This is a genomic window from Pseudoxanthomonas sp., assembly GCF_051953815.1.
Classification (GTDB): Bacteria; Pseudomonadota; Gammaproteobacteria; order Xanthomonadales; family Xanthomonadaceae; genus Pseudoxanthomonas_A.
In genome coordinates this window covers 17,920-34,440 of sequence record NZ_JBQCIJ010000004.1, presented here as the reverse complement: position 1 = coordinate 34,440, position 16,521 = coordinate 17,920, and the positions used below count along the sequence as shown (strand labels likewise).

The window sequence follows — 16,521 nt, the reverse complement described above, 5'->3', positions numbered from 1 at the left end:
CGCTGTGGTGGAGTCGTGGTGGTTCCGCGGCGCTCCGGGATGACTCCTGATTCCAGGCCGTGGCGTCGCTGGCGCCGCGGCCATCCGCGGGCCGTGATGCCATGATCAGCCGATTGAAGAACAACGAAGCCAGCGGCAATCGCACCCTGCTGGTGGTGTCGGTGATGCTGGCGACGCTGATGCAGGCGCTGGACACCACCATCGCCAACGTCGCGTTGCCCGATATGCAGGGTTCGCTGTCGGCGACCCAGGACCAGGTATCGTGGGTGCTGACCAGTTACATCGTCGCCGCCGCGATCCTCACCCCGGTTACCGGCTGGCTGGCGGGCCGGCTGGGTCGGCGTCGCCTGCTGATCATCGCGGTCGGCGGTTTCACCGTGGCTTCGCTGTTGTGCGGCATCGCCACCGGCATCGGCGAGATGGTTTTCTATCGGATCCTGCAGGGCGTGTTCGGCGCCTCGCTGGTGCCGATCTCGCAGTCGCTGCTGCTCGATGCCTTTCCCAAGGAAAAACACGGCGCGGCGATGGCGATGTGGGGCATGGGCATCATGGTCGGCCCCATCCTCGGGCCGCCGCTGGGTGGCTTCCTGACCCAGAACTACAGCTGGCACTGGGTGTTCCTGATTAATCTGCCGATCGGCATCCTGGCACTCATCGGCATTCTCGCCAGCGTGAAGAAGGACCAGCCGCATGAGCGACCGCTGGACGGTATCGGCCTGGGCCTGCTCGCGCTGGGCATCGGCGCGCTGCAGCTGTTCCTGGATCGTGGGCAGGGTGAAGACTGGTTCGGCAGCCTGGAGATCCAGATAGAAGCCGCGCTGGCGTTCCTGGCGCTCTATACCTACGCCTTGTGGTGGTGGCGCCATCGCGAGCATTCGCTGCTGGATCTGGGCCTGCTGAAGAACGCCAACTTCGCGGTCGGCTGCGCGCTGATCTTCATCGTCGGCATCGTGCTGTTCGCGACGCTCGCGTTGCTGCCGCCTTATCTGAGCACGCTGATGAACTATCCGGTGCTGACCATCGGCCTGGTGCTGGCGCCGCGCGGCGTGGGCACCATGCTGAGCATGATGGTGGTCGGGCGCCTGCTGGGGAAGGTGGACGCACGCGGGCCGATCCTGATCGGCATGGGACTGATGGTGCTCTCGCTGCACGGCATGACCCAGTTCGGTCCCACCGCCTCGATGTCGGCGATCGTCTGGCTGGGCGTCATCCAGGGCCTGGGTCTGGGCCTGGTGTTCGTGCCGATTTCCACCGTGGCGTATGCCACCCTGGAGCCGCACCAGCGCACGGAGGCGGCAGGATTGTTCAGTCTGGTCCGCAATATCGGATCCTCGGTCGGCATTTCGGTGGTGATGACGCTGCTGTCGCGCGCCGGCCAGATCAACCATGCGGAAATCGGCGCGCGTATTCCCGCCTTCGGCGCCGAGACCACGCTGTTGCCGCCGATGTGGAATCCGGACACCGTGAGCGGCGCCGCCTTGCTCAACGTCGAGGTGATGCGGCAGTCGGCGGCGATAGGCTATCTCAACGACTTCAAGCTGATGATGCTGTTGACGCTGGTCTCGATGCCGCTGGTGCTGCTGATGCAGAGCGGCAAGCACCCGAGCGGTGGTTCGGCGGGCGCGGACGCGGCGGCGGCGCATTGACGCGGGATCGGTGCGGGTCGCGGCCTGCGTCTCCTCCACAGCCAGGGGCGCGACTTGCGTCGCTCCCGCAAGGGCAGGACTAGAATGACTGGCATGAAACTGCTCGGCATCCACCACGTCGCCATCATCGCTTCGGACTACGCGCGTTCGCGGCGCTTTTACACCGAAGTGCTGGGGCTGGAAGTACTGGCGGAGCATTACCGGGAGGCGCGCGATTCCTGGAAGCTGGACCTGCGCGTGGACGGGGGGACCCGGATCGAACTGTTCTCCTTTCCCTCGCCGCCGGCGCGTTTGTCGCGTCCGGAAGCATGCGGCCTGCGTCATCTGGCGCTGCGAGTGGCGGATCTGGATGCGGCCGTCGCCCACCTCGAGGCGCACGGCGTGGCGTCGGAGCCGATCCGCGTGGATGAATTCACCGGGCGACGCTTCACCTTCTTCGCGGATCCGGACGATCTGCCGCTGGAGCTATACGAGGATTGAGCGCACCGGTGGGAGCGACGTGGGGCGCGATTCGTGATGTTGCCGCCAGCCGCCAGCCGCCAGCCGCCAGCCGTTAGCCACTCACGTCGCTCGCACGAAGCGAGGATTCCGGATCAACGCCCCGCGTCGGTATCGCGCAGGAAATCGATCAGCCCGTTCACGTAAGTGTTCTGATCGTCGTACATGGCCATGTGGCTGCCTTCCGGGCAGAACAGGTAGCGGCCCTTCGGCAAGCGCTTGCTCATCATTTCCATGTAGGCCGGGTCCATGGTGTCGTGGCGGGCGCCGATGACCAGGGTGGGAACGGGAATCTTCCCCAGGTCCGCCGTGCGATCCCAGTTTGCCAGGATGCCGCTGGCGCCCAGTTCGCTGGGACCCTGCATGGGCACGTAGACCTTCTTGTTGATGTGGGCGAAGGAGCGGTTGACCGGTTCCGGCCACTGCGCGGCGGGCATGCGCAGTACGTGCGCCTCGTAATGCGGCAGCAGCAGTTCCATGTAGCGCGGATCGTCGAAGCGCTTCTCCGCCTCCAGTTTCTTTATTTCAGCCAGCGCGGCGGGATCCATCTTCGGTTCCAGCACCGTGTGCGCGTAGTCGTTGTACGCGGGAATGCTGGACATCATGTTGGAGATGATCAGGCCCTTGAGGTGCTGCGGATACTTGAGCGCGTATTCCATCGCCAGGATGCCGCCCCAGGAATGCCCGAGCAGGAAGAAATTGTCCCGGTCCAGCTTGAGCGCCTGGCGGACCTGTTCGACTTCCTCCACGAAACGCGCCGTGTCCAGCAGCCGGGGATCATCGGGCTGATCGCTGTAGGCCGAACCCAGCTGATCGTAGTAGTAGTACTCGATGCCGGCCGCGGGCAGGAAGCTGTCGAAGGCTTCGAAGTACTCGTGGGTGGCGCCCGGCCCGCCATGCAGCAGGAGCAGTTTGATGCGCGGGTTGTTGCCGACCCGCTTGGTCCAGACCTTGAAGTCGCCGGCGGGGGTGTGGATCGGAATCATGCGGGCGCCGCCGGACAGCACGTCCTCGCGCCCGGTGTTGTCGAAGTAGCCGGCCGCCGGAAGCGGAGAGGGCGATTTCGCGGACTGCGCGGCATCGACGGCGCCGGACATGGCGAACAGCGAGGACAGGAGCAGCAAACCAGGCAGCTTCATGACGGACTCCGCGACGATGAACCGGGACGAGCCTAGCAACGCGGCGGAAGGCGCCGCAACCGATCAGGACAGGCGCAGCGGGGGCGCGCACTGCGGGCGGCGACCGGCCAGCGCCGCCAGTTCGCGGGTCAGGTGGGCCTGGTCGGAAAACCCCAGCTCCTGGGCGACGACCGCCAGCGCCGCTTCTGGTCGGGACAGCGCGTGCAGGGTTTGCTGCATGCGCTGGATGCGCGCATAGGTTTTCATGCCCAGCCCGGTGGCGGCGAGGAAGCGACGCTCGAGCGTGCGCAGGGAAAAGCCCAGTTCGCGCGGCAGGGGCGTGAGGCGCGCGCCGTCGCTCCGGTCCAGTCGTTGCAGGACATCCGCCACCAAGGGATCCAGATCACGCGCGCGCGCCGCCAGGAACCGCAGCCTGGCAAGGATTGCGCGATAGGCGTCGCCGATGCCGGCATGCGCATCGATACGCTGCCCGCGCCGCAGTCCGGGCGCCAGTCGGGCCGGATCCATCGGCTGCGGGCACAGGGCCGGGCCACTCACGCGCAACAACGCGGTGGCGGCGTGCGGATGAAAGCGCACCGCGATCAGGGCCATGGCACCGTCGCCATGCAGATGCAGGGGACCCGTGAGTTGTCCGAACAGGAATTCATGGGACTGCCGGGTCCAGCCGCCTTCGACCGCCATCAGCGGCGGCGTGCCCACATGCAGGATCCATTCGCAGCAGCCATCCGGCGCGATGGGCGGTTCCGGGTGCGCGCTGGCATCGGTGCGCAAGGTCCAGATGCAGCGGACCCAGGGCGCCAGATCCTGCGGCGTCGGCAACAGGGCGAACATGGCGCGACTCTGCGCGGCCTGTCGATTTTCTTCAAGACCGCCGGTCCATGCCCGGCCAGCATGGCGCCTCCGCTCCGCAGGGAGCATGACGGGGTACCGGGAATGACGAACAGGAAAGCGGTAAAGCGTGGCCTGGCGGCGGTGCTGATTGCAGTCGCCGGCGCGATGTCGACGGCGTCGGCGGCGGATCTGGAGTGGCTGGCCGGCCGCTGGTGCGGGCTCAACGACGGCGTGTTCAACGAAGAGACCTGGATGCCGCCGCGCGGCGGCGCGCTGGTGGGCATGCACCGCGACACCCGCGACGGCAGCCTCGCCGGCATCGAATTTCTCAGCATCGTCCAGCGGGAAGGGCAGTGGACCTATCTGGCGCAGCCAGGCGGCCGACCGCCGGTCGCGTTCACAGCCACCCAGGTGACGCCGGATCGTGTCGAATTCGCCAATCCGCGGCACGATTTCCCCAAGCGGATCGTCTATCAACGGCTGGAAGGTGATCGGTTGCAGGCCAGCATCGACGGTGGCGGCGAACAGGGACCGCGCATGCAATGGACCTGGACGCGCGATTGCGGCGATCCCTGACCGGATCGCCGCCGCTTCGATGCCGGCTCAACCCAGCGAGGCCAGCCACTCGTCGTCGGAGCCCTCGTTGACGCCTTCGAACAGGGGGGTGGAGAAGTAGCGTTCGCCGGTGTCCGGCAGTACCGCCAGGATCACCGCGCCTTCGCTGGCCTTTTCGGCGACCTGCAGTGCGGCGGCGACGGTGGCGCCGGCGGAGATGCCGACGAAGATGCCTTCCTCGGCGGCCAGCCGGCGCGAGGTGGCGATGGCGGTGGCGTCGTCCACCGGCAGCAGCTCGTCGAACACCTCGCGGTTCAGCACCTCCGGAATGAAGTCCGGTGTCCAGCCCTGGATCTTGTGCGGCGCCCAGTCCTTGCCCTGCAGCAGCGACGCGCCGGCCGGTTCGGAGGCGGTGATGCGCACTTCCGGACGGGCCACGCGCAGCACTTCGCCCACCCCGGTGAGGGTGCCGCCGGTGCCCCAGCCGGTGACGAAATGATCCAGCCGGCGGCCGGCGAAATCGCGCAGGATTTCCGCCGCGGTGGTCTGGCGGTGATAGGCCGGGTTGGCGGGATTGGCGAACTGGCGGGCGAGGAACCAGCCGTGCTTCTTCGCCAGTTCCTCGGCCCGGCGCACCATGCCGCTGCCACGTTCGGCGGCCGGGGTCAGAATGACCTTGGCGCCGTAGGCGCGCATCAGTTTGCGGCGTTCGATGGAAAAGGTTTCGGCCATGGTGGCGACGAACTTGTAGCCGCGCGCGGCGGCGACCATCGCCAACGCCACGCCGGTGTTGCCGGACGTGGCTTCGACGATCGTATCGCCCGGCTTGAGCAGGCCCTTGGCCTCGGCATCCAGGACGATCGCCAGGGCCAGGCGGTCCTTCACCGAGCCGCCGGGATTGAACGATTCCACCTTGGCGTACAGCTCGACATGCGAGGGCGCCACGCGGTTGAGTTTGACCACCGGCGTGCGGCCGACGGTGTCCAGGATGCTGTCGTAGATGGGCATGAAGGGAATCTCCGGAAGGGGATGTCAGGCGGCGTGCGGGAGTGTGGCGGCCGGCAGGTGATCGGAACGTGGTGGCGCGGCCAGCGGCGCCGACCCGAACCAGTGCAGGGCATCGGCCAGGCCGGCGACCTCGCCCAGGACGAGCAGGGCGGGCGACCGCACCTGATGGTGGCGGGCGGTCCGCGCCAGCCCGTCCAGGCGGCCGGTGATCACGCGCTGTTCGGCGCGCGACCCATTCTCGATCAACGCGAATGGCGTCGAGGCCGGACACCCTTCGGCGGAAAGTCGCGCCTGCACGGTCTCCAGCCCGGCCACGCCCATGTAGAACGCCAGGGTCTGGCGGCCACGCGCCAGCGCCGCCCAGTCCAGGGTGTCCAGCGAATCTTGGCAGTGGGCGGTCACCAGCCGCACCGACTGGGCGTGGTCGCGGTGGGTCAGGGGAATCCCGGCGTAGGCCGCGCAGGCCACCGCCGCGGTGATGCCGGGAACGACTTCATAGGCAATGCCGTGCGCGCGCAGGAACTCCAGCTCCTCGCCGCCACGCCCGAACACGAACGGATCGCCGCCTTTCAGGCGCACCACCCGGCGACCGGCGCGCGCGTGCTCCAGCATCAGCGCGTGGATGCTTTCCTGGCGCACGCTGTGGCCCTGCGCGGACTTGCCGACCTCGATGCGCTGCGCGTCGCGGCGGGCCAGGCGCAGGACCGCGTCGCTCACCAGGCGGTCATGCAGGATGACGTCGGCCTCGTTGAGCGCGCGCAGGCCGTTGAGGGTCAGCAGCCCGGGATCACCCGGACCCGCGCCGACCAGGATCACCGAACCCGGTGACGGGGAAACCGGGCCATCGAGCGCGCCGGCCAGCAGGCGTTCGGCCTGCTCCGGTTGCCGTTGCCGCAACAGCCGCGGCAGCGGCCCGGCCAGCAGTTGTTCGAAGAACCGGCGACGCGCGCCGGGTTCCGGAAACCGGGCGCGGATGCGCTTTCGCTCGCGGGCCAGCAGCGCGGTCAGCGCGCCCCACGACTCGTCCAGCCAGGATTCCAGTTGCCGCCGCAGATGCCGCGCTACCATCGGTGCGCCGCCGCCGCTGGACACCGCGATCTGCAGTTCGCCGCGCTGGACCACGGCCGGCACGTGGAAGCTGGACAGGACCGCGTCGTCGACCACGTTGGCGAGCACGCGACGACGACTGGCGGCATCGGCGACGGCGCTGTTGACGTCCGCGTCGTCGGTGGCGGCGATGACCAGCCAGACGCCGTCGAGTGCTCCGGCGCGGAAGGTTCCGGGTTCCCAGCCGATCCGGCCGGCGTCGGCCAGCGCCTGCAGGGCCGGGGTCAGGGCGGGCGCCTGCAGGTGGATGCGGGCGCCGGCTTCGCGCAGCGCCTGCACCTTGCGCTCGGCGACCACGCCACCGCCCACCACCAGCACCGGACGGTCATGCAGATCGGCAAAAAGAGGAAACAGGTTGGCCACGGCGGAACGGTCGATTCAAGGCTCATGACCGTAGCGTCGGCGCTTCGGCACAAGGAAATAACTTGCGCCGGATCGGACATGCCTTGCGGTTATAAGCCGCTGGCGTTACGGTCCGGGAAAATCCTCTACAGTCCTCGCTCCCCCTGCACCGCCCGTCGAGGCGGTCCCGAGACGGATTCCGATGACGCTGACCCAACTGCGCTACCTGGTGGCGATCGCCGACGCCGACCTCAACATCACGCTGGCCGCGGCCCGCGTGCATGCCACCCAGCCGGGTCTGTCCAAGCAGCTCAAGCAACTGGAGGACGAGCTGGGCTTCCTGCTGTTCGTGCGCAAGGGCCGCAGCCTGGAGTCGGTGACGCCGGCCGGCGAGGAAGTGATCGAGCGCGCGCGCGCGGTGCTGGCCGAAGCCAACAACATCCGCACCTACGCCGCCAACCAGCGCCGCGAGAGCCAGGGGCAGCTGATCCTGGCGACCACCCACACCCAGGCGCGCTTCGTGCTGCCGCCGGCCATCGCCCGGATCAAGCGCGCCTATCCGCAGGTCAGCGTGCATCTCCAGCACGCCGCCGAAAGCACCGCGCTGGATCTGCTGAGCCAGGGCGACGCCGACATCGCGGTGATCAGCACCGCCGGCGACGAACCGCAGGGCGGCATCGCCGTGCCGCTGTACCGCTGGCGCCGGCTGGTGCTGGTGCCGCGCGGGCACGCGCTGGATCGCGAGGGCGCGGCGCCGAGCATCCGCGAGCTGGTCGACCTGCCGCTGGTCAGCTACGACTCCTCGACCCGCCCGGGTTCTTCATTGCAACGCGCGTTCGCCAGCGCGGGGCTGGAGCCGACCATCGCGGTCACCGCGCTGGACGCGGACCTGATCAAGACCTACGTGCGCGCGGGGCTGGGGGTGGGCCTGCTGGCGGAAATGGCGGTGGGCAGCACCGATACCGACCTGCGATCCTGGCCGGCGCCGGCGGAGATCAAGGAGTGCATCGCCTGGGCGGTGCTGCCGCGCGAGCGGGTGCTGCGCGACTACGCGCTGGAGCTGGTGCACGCGCTGGCGCCGCAGGTCGACCGCCGGGATCTGCGCCGGGTGCTGGATGGCAACCAGGTCGCCGACTGGCCGGAGCCGCCGAGCTGGGAATCGCTGACCCAGACCATCACCACCTGACGAGCCGCGGCTGGCGGCGGCACTTCCGGCGCCGGTGGCGGGATTGCATACTCCGGCCCTGATTCGAAAAGGACATCGATATGCGCCTCGCGATCCTGCTGGCGTTCGGCCTGGCCTGCGGCCTGCCGGCGCGTCCCGCCTCCTCCGCCGAACCCGCCGCCGGCCAGGTGACCTTGCCCGCGCCGGAGGAACTCAAGCGGATCATCCGCGAACGCGATCTCGCCCTGTTCGCGATCACCTTCGAAACCTGCGACATCGACGCGTTGAAGCCGATGCTGGCCGATGACATGGAGTTCTATCACGACAAGGGCGGCGTGGTGGCGCGCTCGGCCGCCGATTTCATCGCGGTCATCGAGAAGAACTGCGCGGCCCGCCAGGCGCCGGACGCCTGGCGCTCGCGCCGGGAACTGATCGAATCCTCGTTGCAGGTCGATCCGATTCCCGGCTACGGCGCGATGGAGATCGGCGAACACCGGTTCCATGAACGCAAGGGCGACGGCCCCGAGAAGGCTGTGGGCATTGCCGGCTTCAGCCAGGTCTGGAAGCTCGAAGGCGGCCAGTGGAAGGTGTCGCGCGTGCTCAGTTACGGCCATCGCCCGTTGCCATGAGGCGCCGCGGATGAAGATGGTCTCCCGGATGGTGCTGCGCATGTACGCTCCCGCCGTGATCATCGCGGTGGGCGGCCTGGTGGTGGCCGAGACGGTGACCCGGACCCAGGCCAGCTTCAGCGGCTTGAGCAGCGCGCGCATGGCCTCGCTGTCGTTTCTCGCCGCGATCCTGCTGGGCACCGCCTGGGCGCTGCATTCCAGTTGGCGGCTCTATCGCTGGGCGCTGGGACGCGAGCGGCGTTGCGGCTGCGGCGGCCTGATGTCGCGGCCGCGCCTGGGCCGGCGCGGGGAGATCTACCGCAAGTGCATCGGCTGTGGCGGCAAGACCGTGGTCCGCCACGCCCATTGATGCGCCGGTGACGCCGGCCGGCTAGTTCAGGCAGGTGGTGGCGTCGGGTTCGCGATCGCGATCCACGCAGGAATGCGCGCCGCGCGGCAGGCCGTCGATGCGATGCTCGCCGCCGACGTCCAGCACGAAGGCCTGCAACTTGTGCGGCGGACATGCGCCACCTGGCGCGCAGGCCTCGGGGGCGACGATGACGTAGTGGCACTTGCCGGTGGCGCTGGCCAGGCAGCGGAAGCGGCCTTCGCCTGCGCGGATGACGCTGCGGCTGTGGATCAGATCGACGCCGTTGGCCTCGCTGCGGACCACGGAGGTCACGGACGGCTTTTCCTGGCAGCCGACCAGGCCGAGCAGGAAGGACAGGGCGGTGGCGATGATGCGCATGGCGGGCCTCGATGGCGGTGCGTGTCGGGGTGATGTCACGGCGGTGTTCACATGCCGCGGAACAGGGACATGAAGGGCTGGCTGACCAGCAGGGTTTCCGGGCGGTTGCGCAGCTTGAGCACGCCGCGGCCGGCATCGTCGCGGGTGATCGAGGCCACCGCCTTCAGGTTGACGATGGTGGAGCGATGGATCTGCTTGAAGATCCGCGCATCCAGCGCGTCCAGCAGCTCGCGCAGCGGCGTGCGCAGCAGCGCCTCGCCTTCGGCGGTCATCACCACCGTGTACTTGTTGTCGGCACGGAAGTAGGCGACGTCGTCGATCAGGATCAGCCGGGTCTCCTTGCCGGTGCTGGCGGTGATCCAGACCAGCGGCGGCTTGTCGTCGGCCGACGCGCGGCCGCCGATCTGCCTGAGCAGGGCCGCCAGGGTGGCGGCATCGGGATGGTGGCCGCTGCGTTGTTGCAGGCGCTGGACGGTGGTGGCCAGGCGTTCGCGGGTGATGGGCTTGAGCAGGTAGTCGACCGCGCCCTGATCGAACGCGTCGATCGCGTACTGGTCGTAGGCGGTGACGAACACGATCTGGGTGGCCGGGCTGGCCTCGGTGATCGCGGTGGCGACTTCCAGTCCGGTCAGCCCCGGCATGCGGATGTCCAGGAACGCCACGTCGGGCTGGTGCTCGGCGATGGCCTCCAGCGCCGAGGCGCCGTCCTCGCACTCGGCCACCAGCTCCAGCTGCGGCCAGGTGTCGCGCAGCAGCGAAGCCAGCGCGGTGCGCAGCAGTTCCTCGTCTTCGGCGATCACGGCCTTAGCCACGGGACACCCCGGTGGCCGCCAGCGGCAGGTTGAGGGTGGCGGCCACGCCCTGCGGGAAGTTGGAGATGATCGCGAACGAAGCGTGGCTGCCGTAGGTCAGGTGCAGGCGTTCGCGCAGGTTCTTCAGGCCGATGCCGGTGCCGCCGGTCTGGTTGCCGAACCCCTGGCCGTCGTCGGCGACGGTGATCGCCACTCGGCCTTCCTGTTCGCGCGCGATGACCCAGATGGTGCCGCCGCCGGGCTTGGGTTCCAGTCCGTGCTTGATGGCGTTCTCGACCAGGGTCTGCAGCATCATCGAGGGCATCGCCACGTCGCGCAGCGCCTCGGGAATCTCCACCTGGGTATTGAGGCGCGCGCCCATGCGGATCTTCAGGATTTCCAGATAGGCTTCGGCGCGTTCGGCTTCCTCGCCCAGGGTGGACATGGCGTTCTCGGCGCGCGGCAGCGAACGCCGCAGGTACTGGATCAGGTGGCCTAGCATGAGGTCGGCGCGCGCCGGATCCGTGCGGGTCAGCACCTGCGCGCTGGCCAGGGTGTTGTAGAGGAAATGCGGTTCCACCTGGGCCTGCAGCAGGTTGAGCTTGGCCACCGTCAGTTCCTTCTCGGTGACGGTCTGCGCGGTGTCGGCCTTTTCCTCGCGCCGGCGTTCGCCGATTCGGCGCGCGATGGCGCGGACGATGGCTTCCGCGTTTTCCAGGTTGGTGCCGTTGTCGACCTTCAGCAGATCGCTCCAGGTGCTGGCTTCGGGCTCGCACAGCAGCGAGATGCTGCAACTGCCGGCGCCCGGGGTAACGGTGGCCAGGACCTGGTTGCGCTTGGTGCTGAACCAGTTGAACACGTTGTAGCGCGAGGGCCGATCATTGCCGTAGGGATCGATGCGCTTGAGCTTGGCCTTGACCTGCAGGCTGTCGCGGGCGCTTTCCACTTCCTCCACCCGCGGAAGTTCGCGCACCGCCGATTCGAGCAGGAGGAAGGCCTCGTCGGCCTCCAGCGGAATTTCGATGCGCCGGTGCTGGCGGTTGGACAGGGTGTCGTGATCCAGGCGCCCGGCGACCAGGCTGACCCGGCGCAGATGCGAGAAGGTGCTGATGACCACCGACAGCGCGACCAGCAGCGCCAGCAGGGCGAATACCGGTCCCGGGGCGTCGTCGTTGTGGGTGATGACGTTGTAGGTACCGGCCCAGAGCAGGCCGGCGAGCATCAGCACGCCGGTCCAGGCGGCGAAGATGCGAACGATGAAGAAGAGGCTGGCGAACACGGCGGATCCGTCGGTGTTGGATTGCCGCGGAGCATAGCCGGCCCGTGCCGGGCGGGAAGGGGGCGGGCGACGGAAGCCGGATTCGGGCGATGAAGGCGGGTCGGCAGGGGACGGGGCCGATCAGGTGGCGACACCGGCGGCGGCCGCCGCGCCGATCCCTGCCATCGGCGCGGGCGACACGCGGCCGGGTCGCCGGTCAAGGCGTCAGCCGTCGGCGCGGGTCACACGTCCAGGTGCAGGCCGCATTCGCGCTTGAGCCCGAAGAAGCGCGTGTCCTCCTCGCGCATGCCCGGCTCCCAGCGGCTGGTGGTGTGGAAGTCGCCGATGGACACGTAGCCCTGTTCCCACAGCGGGTGATAGGGCAGGTCATGCTGCTTGAGGTATTGCCATACCTCCCGATCGGTCCAGTCGGCGATGGGATTGACCTTCAGCCGCGCACCGCGCCATTCGGCGATCGGCGCGTTGGCGCGGCTGCTGGCCTGGCTGCGGCGCAGGCCGGTGAACCAGGTGCCCACGTCCAGCTCGGCCAGGGCGCGCCGCATCGGCTCGACCTTGCGCAGGTTGTTGTACTGCTCGATGCCGACCAGGCCCTGTTCCCACAGGCGACCGTGACGCGCCTCCATCCAGGCGCGGCTGACCAGCGGGCGGAATACCTTGAGGTTGAGCTTGAGCCGCTCGGTCAGTTCGTCGGCGAAGCGATAGGTTTCCGGGAACAGGTAGCCGGTGTCGATCAGGATGACCGGCAGATCCGGCTGCTGGCGGGTGAGCATGTGCAGCAGCACCGCGGCCTGCGCGCCGAAGCTGGAGGACATCGCCGCCTGCGCCGGGCCGTTGGCCAGCGCCCAGCGCACCCGCGCCTCGGCCGGTTGCGCTTCCAGGCGCGCATTGAGGGCGGTGATGTCCTCGGTGGATTCGGTCGGTGTCACGGCTTGCGGCGCGCTCATGCGTGCAGCTCCAGGGCAATCTGTCGGTGGGTGGGATAGGGCGGAAGGGCGATCACGCCGCTGCGGTGCAGGAAGTCGCCGAAGCCTTCGTCGGCCTCGCGGTCGCGCGCGTAGCGGGCCAGCAGCGGATCCAGCGCCTCCAGGATTTCCGCCTCGGTGATGTTTTCGCGGTACAGCGTGTTGAGGCGCTGGCCACGGTGATCCGCGCCCAGCATCAGGTTGTAGCGGCCGGGCGCCTTGCCGACCAGCGCGATCTCGCCCAGGTACGGGCGCGAGCAGCCGTTGGGGCAGCCGGAGATGCGCAGCAGGATCGGCGCGTCGCGCAGGCCATGCCGATCCAGCAGCGGTTCCAGGCGGGCGCTGAAATCGGGCAGGTAGCGTTCGGCTTCGGCCATCGCCAGCCCGCAGGTGGGCAGGGCGACGCAGGCGACCGCGGCGCGCGCCAGCGCGGTGCCGGCGCGGCGGCCGTCGTCCAGGCCATGCGCGCGCACCAGGGCATCGATGCGTTCGCGCTCGCCGGCCGGCACGCCGGCGACGACCAGGTTCTGGTTGGGGGTGAGGCGGAACTCGCCACGATGGATGCCGGCGATCTCGCGCAGGCCGGTCAGATGGGTGGACCGCGCGGTGTCGGCGATGCGGCCCGCGAAGAAATGCAGGGTCAGGTGCCAGCGGCCGTCCTCGCCTTCCACCCAGCCGTACCGGTCGCCGTTGTGTTCGAAGCGCCAGGCGCGCGCGGGCGGCAGCGCGAACCCGGCGCGGCGTTCGATCTCGCCGACGATGACCTCCAGGCCGTGATCGTCGATGGTGTACTTGAAGCGGGCGCGCTTGCGCAGTTCGCGGTTGCCGAAATCGCGCTGGGTGGTGACCACGGCGGTGGCCACGTCCAGCAGGTTTTCCAGCGGCACGAAGCCGACCACGTTGCCCAGCCGCGGATAGGTGGCGGCGTCGCCATGGGTGGCGCCCATGCCGCCGCCGATCACCAGGTTGAAGCCGGCCAGTTCGCCGTCCTCCAGGATCGCGATGAAGCCCAGATCGTTGGCGAACACGTCCACGTCGTTGAGCGGCGGCACCGCGAAGCCGATCTTGAACTTGCGCGGCAGGTAGGTGGCGCCGTAGACGGGTTCCTCCTCCTCGCCGCTGCCGGCCACGCGTTCCTCGTCCAGCCAGATCTCGTAGTAGGCGCGGGTATTGGGCAGCAGGTGCTCGGACAGCCGCGCCGCCCATGCCTGCACCTGCGCGTGCGCCCGCGACAGCAGCGGATTGGCCGCCACCAGCACGTTGCGGTTGACATCGCCGCATGCGGCCAGGGTGTCGATAAGCGCGGCGTTGATCGCCTGCATGGTCGGCTTGAGCTCGCGCTTGATCACGCCATGGAACTGGAACGCCTGGCGGGTGGTGATCCGCAGCGAATGATTGGCGTAACGGGTGGCGATGGCGTCCAGTTTCAGCCATTGCGCCGGGGTGACCACGCCGCCGGGCGTGCGGGTGCGGATCATGAACTGGTAGGCCGGCTCCAGTTTCTGCCGGCGGCGCTCGTCGCGCAGATCGCGGTCATCCTGCTGGTAGCTGCCGTGGTACTTGATCAGGGTCTGATCCGACTCGCGCAGCGCCCCGGTCACCGGATCGGCCAGGCTCTCCAGCAGGCTGCCGCGCAGGCGCCGGCTTTCGGATTTGATGTCTTCTACGGAGTGGGACATTGGACGGAAATCGGGAATGGAAAATCGGAAATCGATGCGAAGCGGCCTATGGGTGAGCGTGGTGGATCCGGTCGCGTGGAACCGCCTTGACGATTCCCCCTTTCCCGATTCCCTGCTCCCGTTTCAGTACACGTCACGACAGTAGCGGCCTTCCGATTGCAGGCGGGCCAGGTATTCGGCGGCGGTGTCTTCGTCGTGGCCGCCCTGCGTGCGGACGATGTCGAGCAGGGCGGCATGCACGTCCTTGCCCATGCCGATGGCGCCGCAGACGTACAGGTGCGCGCCGCCATCGAGCCAGGCGTAGACCTCGCGGGCGTGTTCGCGCAGGCGCTGCTGCACGTAGATCTTGTCGGCCTGGTCGCGCGAGAACGCCAGGTCCAGCCGGTGCAGCGAACCCTCGCGCAGGGCGTCCTGCCATTCGGACTGGTAGAGGAAATCGTGATTGAAGTGGCGGGCGCCGAAGAACAGCCAGTTGCGGCCGCGCGCGCCGGTCTCGGCGCGCTCCTGGACGAAACCGCGGAACGGCGCGATGCCGGTGCCGGGGCCGATCATCAGGATGTCGCGCGCGCCATCGGCGGGGACCCGGAAACGTTCGTTGGCCTCGATGTAGACCGGCACCGTGTCGCCTTCCGCGCGTTCGGCGAGGAAGCCGCTGGCGGCGCCGCCATGCGGTTGGCCGAAGGCCTCGTAGGCCAGCACGTCGACGGTGAGGTGGACTTCCTCGCCGACCCGCTTGCGGCTGGAGGCGATGGAGTACAGCCGCGGCGCGAGTGGACGCAGCGCCGCGACCAGCTCGTGGGCTTCCCAGTGCGCGGGCCAGCGCCGCAGCACGTCGACGATCTGGTGGCTGTTGAGCAGACCGGCCAGGGACGGCTGCTGCGCCGGCGCCAGCAGGGCGTTGAGATCGTCGGCGCCCGCCTGCGCGGCGTGCTCGGCCAGGAACGGGCGCGAAAGCCGGGTCAGCTCGCGGCGGCTGGCCAGCCATTCGCGCAGCGGCAGGGTGTCGCCCTGAAGGCCGACTTCGGTCTCGCCCGGCAGCGAGGCGGCCTGGAGAATCGATTCCACCAGCGCATCCGGATTGCGGTGGCGGATGCCCAGCGCGTCGCCGGGCTCGTAGTGCAGGCCGCTGCCGGCCAGCGACAGTTCGAGGTGGCGCACGTCCTTGTCGCGCGCGCCGTGCTGGCCGAATGCCGAACCCTTGAAGTCACGGCCAGCGATGCTCTGGTTGAGCAGCAGTTCGGCCGCGAACGGCTTTTCGTGCGACCACGCGGAGGCCGCATGCGCCGGGCGCAGCGGGGTGACCGTGGCCAGCGGCGTGCTGCTCTGGGGCTTGAGGTGTTCGCGGGCGTGGGTCAGCGCCTGGTTCCGCCACGGATCGGCGATGGTCTCGATGTCCAGATCGGCCAGGCCCGGATCGAACAGGCGCTGGCCGCCCAGCTCGGCCAGGCGCGCGTCCAGGCGGCGGGCGATGCCGCAGAAGTCGGCGTAGCTGGAATCGCCCAGGCCGAGCACCGCGTAGCGCAGTTCCGGCAGTTTCGGCGCGCGCCGGCCGGACAGGAATTCGACGAATCCGATCGCGTCATCCGGCGGATCGCCTTCCCCTTGGGTGCTGATCACCACGTACAGCAGGCGCTCGCTGGCCAGTTCGCGGGTGGGGTAGGCATCGGCGCGCAGCAGCCGCACCGGCAGTCCGCTGGCTTCGACTTCCTGGGCAATCTTCTCGGCCGCCCGGCGGGCGTTGCCGGTCTGGCTGCCGTAGACCACGGTCAGGCGCTGTCCGGACTGGGCCTGGCCGCCGGGCAGCACCGCCAGCTGCGGCGCGTGCTGGCCCTGGGCGAGGCCGGCGGTGTAGCCGGACAGCCACCACAGCGTCGGCGCATCCAGCCCTTCCACCAACCGTGCCAGCAGCGCACGACGCTCCTCGGCCAGGGGGCTGGGCGCCAGTGCGGAGGAGGAAGCGGTCATCGCGGGCAATCGCCTTGCGCGGAAGGGAACCCGATGTTAGGAACCCGTTGCGCCACGCAGAAAGGACGGCTGGTTATGGCCTTATCCCCCTGGCTTATTTCCGGGCCCGGGGGCGGCGTGGAATGCTCTGTGGCCTCCCGGCGAACGCAACGGCGGCAACTGGTACGCTTTGCATCGGCGTCCCTTCACGTATCGCAG

The 16,521-nt window shown here is 68.8% G+C and carries 16 protein-coding genes; 6 read left to right on the top strand and 10 right to left on the bottom strand.

Going from position 1 to position 16,521, the window contains the following annotated elements; all coding sequences use genetic code 11:
- The first annotated feature begins 101 nt into the window (after positions 1-101).
- Positions 102-1,646, top strand: coding sequence for an MDR family MFS transporter (locus tag ACTHN1_RS01335; protein ID WP_440469175.1), 1,545 nt, complete (start codon positions 102-104; stop codon positions 1,644-1,646).
- Between the two features lie 93 nt (positions 1,647-1,739).
- Entirely contained in the window at positions 1,740-2,126 is a 387-nt protein-coding gene (gene gloA2, locus ACTHN1_RS01330; protein ID WP_440469174.1) for an SMU1112c/YaeR family gloxylase I-like metalloprotein, read from the top strand.
- A gap of 113 nt (positions 2,127-2,239) precedes the next feature.
- On the opposite strand, the gene ACTHN1_RS01325 is transcribed toward gloA2, so the two are convergent.
- Together ACTHN1_RS01325 and ACTHN1_RS01320 are read right to left on the bottom strand one after the other, a co-directional pair.
- Complete coding sequence (locus ACTHN1_RS01325) at positions 2,240-3,283, bottom strand: proline iminopeptidase-family hydrolase (protein ID WP_440469173.1); 1,044 nt, start codon at positions 3,281-3,283, stop codon at positions 2,240-2,242.
- Between the two features lie 63 nt (positions 3,284-3,346).
- Positions 3,347-4,114, bottom strand: a complete 768-nt coding sequence (locus ACTHN1_RS01320; RefSeq protein WP_440469172.1) for a DUF6597 domain-containing transcriptional factor — start codon at positions 4,112-4,114, stop codon at positions 3,347-3,349.
- A 102-nt stretch (positions 4,115-4,216) separates the two neighbouring features.
- Between ACTHN1_RS01320 and ACTHN1_RS01315 the strand changes: the two genes are divergently transcribed.
- A complete protein-coding gene (locus ACTHN1_RS01315; protein WP_440469171.1) occupies positions 4,217-4,690 on the top strand; it encodes a DUF6265 family protein in 474 nt (157 codons plus the stop codon).
- A 27-nt stretch (positions 4,691-4,717) separates the two neighbouring features.
- On the opposite strand, the gene cysK is transcribed toward ACTHN1_RS01315, so the two are convergent.
- Both cysK and cysG read right to left on the bottom strand, forming a co-directional pair.
- Complete coding sequence (gene cysK / locus ACTHN1_RS01310) at positions 4,718-5,677, bottom strand: cysteine synthase A (RefSeq protein WP_440469170.1); 960 nt, start codon at positions 5,675-5,677, stop codon at positions 4,718-4,720.
- Positions 5,678-5,701: 24 nt separating this feature from the next.
- On the bottom strand, positions 5,702-7,147 hold the full coding sequence (cysG, locus tag ACTHN1_RS01305) for a siroheme synthase CysG (RefSeq protein WP_440469169.1): 1,446 nt from the start codon (positions 7,145-7,147) through the stop codon (positions 5,702-5,704).
- A 181-nt stretch (positions 7,148-7,328) separates the two neighbouring features.
- On the opposite strand from cysG, the gene ACTHN1_RS01300 reads away from it, so the two are divergent.
- From ACTHN1_RS01300 to ACTHN1_RS01290, 3 genes are all read left to right on the top strand, one after another.
- Entirely contained in the window at positions 7,329-8,312 is a 984-nt protein-coding gene (locus tag ACTHN1_RS01300; protein ID WP_440469168.1) for a LysR family transcriptional regulator, read from the top strand.
- 80 nt (positions 8,313-8,392) lie between these two features.
- Positions 8,393-8,920, top strand: coding sequence for a nuclear transport factor 2 family protein (locus tag ACTHN1_RS01295; protein WP_440469167.1), 528 nt, complete (start codon positions 8,393-8,395; stop codon positions 8,918-8,920).
- Between the two features lie 10 nt (positions 8,921-8,930).
- Entirely contained in the window at positions 8,931-9,269 is a 339-nt protein-coding gene (locus ACTHN1_RS01290) for a hypothetical protein (protein WP_440469166.1), read from the top strand.
- 21 nt (positions 9,270-9,290) lie between these two features.
- Here the strand turns inward: ACTHN1_RS01290 and ACTHN1_RS01285 are convergent, their stop codons facing one another.
- From ACTHN1_RS01285 to ACTHN1_RS01260, 6 genes are all read right to left on the bottom strand, one after another.
- Positions 9,291-9,647, bottom strand: coding sequence for a hypothetical protein (locus tag ACTHN1_RS01285; protein ID WP_440469165.1), 357 nt, complete (start codon positions 9,645-9,647; stop codon positions 9,291-9,293).
- 47 nt (positions 9,648-9,694) lie between these two features.
- Positions 9,695-10,459, bottom strand: a complete 765-nt coding sequence (locus ACTHN1_RS01280; protein ID WP_440469164.1) for a LytR/AlgR family response regulator transcription factor — start codon at positions 10,457-10,459, stop codon at positions 9,695-9,697.
- Positions 10,452-11,717 carry a sensor histidine kinase gene (locus ACTHN1_RS01275; protein WP_440469163.1) on the bottom strand — a complete coding sequence of 422 codons (1,266 nt, stop codon included), beginning with the start codon at positions 11,715-11,717 and terminating at the stop codon, positions 10,452-10,454. Before ACTHN1_RS01275 ends, ACTHN1_RS01280 begins: the two co-directional genes overlap by 8 nt.
- Positions 11,718-11,938: 221 nt before the next feature.
- Positions 11,939-12,661 (bottom strand): phosphoadenylyl-sulfate reductase, encoded by a 723-nt coding sequence (locus tag ACTHN1_RS01270; RefSeq protein WP_440469162.1) that lies wholly within the window; start codon positions 12,659-12,661, stop codon positions 11,939-11,941.
- Positions 12,658-14,358 carry an assimilatory sulfite reductase (NADPH) hemoprotein subunit gene (cysI, locus tag ACTHN1_RS01265; protein ID WP_440469161.1) on the bottom strand — a complete coding sequence of 567 codons (1,701 nt, stop codon included), beginning with the start codon at positions 14,356-14,358 and terminating at the stop codon, positions 12,658-12,660. The genes ACTHN1_RS01270 and cysI overlap by 4 nt, the downstream gene beginning before the upstream one ends.
- 123 nt (positions 14,359-14,481) lie before the next feature.
- Positions 14,482-16,323, bottom strand: coding sequence for an assimilatory sulfite reductase (NADPH) flavoprotein subunit (locus ACTHN1_RS01260; protein WP_440469160.1), 1,842 nt, complete (start codon positions 16,321-16,323; stop codon positions 14,482-14,484).
- Positions 16,324-16,521 lie beyond the last annotated feature (198 nt).

Excerpts from the sequence above, each read along its gene's own strand:
- ACTHN1_RS01335 (WP_440469175.1), top strand. The coding sequence starts at position 102 with ATGATCAGCCGATTGAAGAACAACGAAGCCAGCGGCAATCGCACCCTG.
- gloA2 (WP_440469174.1), top strand. The coding sequence starts at position 1,740 with ATGAAACTGCTCGGCATCCACCACGTCGCCATCATCGCTTCGGACTAC.
- ACTHN1_RS01325 (WP_440469173.1), bottom strand. The coding sequence starts at position 3,283 with ATGAAGCTGCCTGGTTTGCTGCTCCTGTCCTCGCTGTTCGCCATGTCC.
- ACTHN1_RS01320 (WP_440469172.1), bottom strand. The coding sequence starts at position 4,114 with ATGTTCGCCCTGTTGCCGACGCCGCAGGATCTGGCGCCCTGGGTCCGC.
- ACTHN1_RS01315 (WP_440469171.1), top strand. The coding sequence starts at position 4,217 with ATGACGAACAGGAAAGCGGTAAAGCGTGGCCTGGCGGCGGTGCTGATT.
- cysK (WP_440469170.1), bottom strand. The coding sequence starts at position 5,677 with ATGCCCATCTACGACAGCATCCTGGACACCGTCGGCCGCACGCCGGTG.
- ACTHN1_RS01300 (WP_440469168.1), top strand. The coding sequence starts at position 7,329 with ATGACGCTGACCCAACTGCGCTACCTGGTGGCGATCGCCGACGCCGAC.
- ACTHN1_RS01295 (WP_440469167.1), top strand. The coding sequence starts at position 8,393 with ATGCGCCTCGCGATCCTGCTGGCGTTCGGCCTGGCCTGCGGCCTGCCG.
- ACTHN1_RS01290 (WP_440469166.1), top strand. The coding sequence starts at position 8,931 with ATGAAGATGGTCTCCCGGATGGTGCTGCGCATGTACGCTCCCGCCGTG.
- ACTHN1_RS01285 (WP_440469165.1), bottom strand. The coding sequence starts at position 9,647 with ATGCGCATCATCGCCACCGCCCTGTCCTTCCTGCTCGGCCTGGTCGGC.
- ACTHN1_RS01270 (WP_440469162.1), bottom strand. The coding sequence starts at position 12,661 with ATGAGCGCGCCGCAAGCCGTGACACCGACCGAATCCACCGAGGACATC.
- cysI (WP_440469161.1), bottom strand. The coding sequence starts at position 14,358 with ATGTCCCACTCCGTAGAAGACATCAAATCCGAAAGCCGGCGCCTGCGC.
- ACTHN1_RS01260 (WP_440469160.1), bottom strand. The coding sequence starts at position 16,323 with ATGACCGCTTCCTCCTCCGCACTGGCGCCCAGCCCCCTGGCCGAGGAG.